Raw genomic sequence first — 2,570 nt, forward strand, 5'->3', positions numbered from 1 at the left:
GTTGTTCCTCCAAGCTGGGAAAAAGAAAATTTTGCGCTTATCTGGATTGATGAAAACGGAAATGAAGCCGATTTTGACGATTCAATTTCTCTTTCAGACGGCGAAACTGAAAAAACAGTAACATTCACGGCAAAATGGTCAACAACATACACTGTAACATTCAAAGACGAAAGCGGAGCAAATGCCGATGTGACCGTTGAAGTAATCTCAGGCGAACTTGTTGGAAGCGTTCCTGCATGGACAAGAGAGCATTTTACATTAGGCGGCTGGACTTCAAGCGTTGAAGGCATAACAACAGATTCAGCAATTACAAGCGATGTGACATTTACAGCAAGCTGGACAGAAGATGCAAAATATACGGTAAAATTTGTGGATTCAGAAGGCGGGAACGCTGAAGAAACACAGACAGTTTATGAGGGCGAAAAAGCGAATGTTCCAGAGTGGACAAAAGACGGATATGCGTTGAGCTGGACTTCAAGCGTTGACGGCATGACAACAGATTCAGCGATTACAGGCGATGTTACATTTACAGCAAACTGGAAAGAATTGCCAAAATGCTCAAACTGCGGAACTCATTATGACACTGAGGAAGATGTTGAAAAATGTTCTGTTAAGAATGGTTGCAAAGGATTTGTTGCAGTAAATGCAGGAGAATATAATCTTTCATCAAAAGGAGGGGTGTTTGCTAAGCAAGATGCTGGTGCAACTCAGACTGTTTCAGGAATCACAGTGACTTGTAAAATTGATTCTGCTGGTGCTAACTTGAAAACTAATGGTGGCGAAGTTTCGTTTGCAATTGCGTCTGCAATGACTTTGAAATTTACGGATTCAAATAAAAAAGGCGTAATAATTTCAACTTCTGACGGATATGTCGGAGCTGAAGGTAAAACAACTTCTGAAAAACTTGGTGCTGATGAAGCTGAGGTTTCTGTTACATTGGGGGCTGGTTCTTACAGTATTGCTGGAGCAACAAGTTCAAGTGCAAAGATTGCAACTCTTACTTTTGCAGCAATTGAATAAATCAAAAACTTGGCTAGAATCAGCGTACATTGCTGTGACGCTAGCCAACTTTACACAAAGTCAGCGAACGTCACCATGACGATTGCTGATTTTGTATAAAAACGTGAAACGTCACCATGACGTTTCTTAATCTTGGCTAGAGTTGGCGAACGTCATAATGACGATAGCCAACATAAGGCTAAAACACAAAACGTCACCATGACGTTTTGAGAATTAAGACAAAAACGGAAAACGTTATTTTGACGCAGGCCGTTTAAGGACTATTTCGGGATGCGTCAAATTGTGAACGCGTTAGGGGGTGTCTGCATACAAAGTATGCTGGGGCGCGCAGCGTTGCGTAGCAATGCAACCCCGGAACACCCGACCGCCGCTTGCGGCGGGAACGCCCGATTTATGAAAAAATCTGCTTTTTTAAGGCGGAAAATTTTTTGGGAGAATTAAATGAAAAGATTTTCTGGAATCATAAAAAAAATAGCATCGCTTGCAATGACGGCGCTGCTTGCTTTTGGAGCGGCTGGCTGCTCGGTTCTTGGAAGCGAGGAAACTTCTAGCTCCGGCAATGGATATGGAAGTGTTTCAATAAGTTTTAGCCATGCCCGTGCGGTAAGCTACGATTCTTATTCAGACATTAAGCTTTTCTACAAGGCTTCTGGAGCAAGCGGCTTTACTAAGGCCGCAGGCTGGGCTAGCGAAAGCGAACTGAGCGCGGTAAGTATTCCAGTCGGCGCTTACACTTTCAAATTGACAGCAACTGTTGCAATGAGCGACTCTGAGCTTGGCGAGAGCGAGTCTGTTGCAATGTCGGGAGAAGCTAGCGCGGCTGTTGAAAACGGAAAAACAACGGAAATTTCTTTCACGTTGAAAAGAAGTGATTCAAGCAGCGATGACGGTAATCTTGATGTTGATACTGACGCAGACGTTACAAATGCGACTGTAAAAATTGTAAAGAGCGAAGGCTGGCTGAACTCTGCTTATGTTGTCTTCAATCAAATTAGCGGAGCGACTTACACTGTGAAAGTTGACGGAACGCAAATCGATAACGAGCTTATCCGTTTTTATGATACTTACAATTATTATGAGAAGAGCGAGGACTCGAATCTTGCCGTCTCTTATTCAAAGAAAACCTTGAGCAATGTTGTGCGTGCTGACGCGCTTGGTCTTGCAGCTGGAAGCCATACAATTTCTGTAAGTGTTGACGGCGGAAAAACAGAGTCAACTGCCACAATGACTGTTCTTGATAACGACCGTTCAGGATTTGCGTTTACGGACGGGGCGGTTCCTGGCGCATACAATCTTGACGGAACATTGAAAGACGGCGCAATTGTAATTTATCTTACAGAGGAAAACAAAAAGACTGTTACCGCGACAATCGGCGGAAAGGAGTATACAGGAATTGCCGATATTACTCAGGCAATAAAGACTAAAAACACGGGAACAACTCCTGTTGATATCCGCATTATTGGAAAACTCACGCTTGACGGTCTTTCCTGCTCTGATATGTCAAGCGCATATGCTCTTGGTGTGAAAGAAGCTAATTATGTGACGATTGA

Annotated in this window: 2 protein-coding genes; both read left to right on the forward strand. The window is 43.3% G+C overall.

Features of this window, described 5'->3' with window-relative positions; translation table 11 throughout:
• Positions 1–1,020: InlB B-repeat-containing protein (locus B2X33_RS05545; RefSeq protein WP_296668224.1), on the forward strand; the 1,020-nt coding region annotated here is incomplete at its 5' end.
• Positions 1,021–1,461: 441 nt separating this feature from the next.
• On the forward strand, positions 1,462–2,570 hold a 1,109-nt coding region (locus B2X33_RS05550), incomplete at its 3' end, for a hypothetical protein (protein WP_296668226.1).

This window comes from Treponema sp. UBA785 (assembly GCF_002297065.1).
In the GTDB taxonomy this organism is placed as follows: Bacteria; Spirochaetota; Spirochaetia; order Treponematales; family Treponemataceae; genus Treponema_D.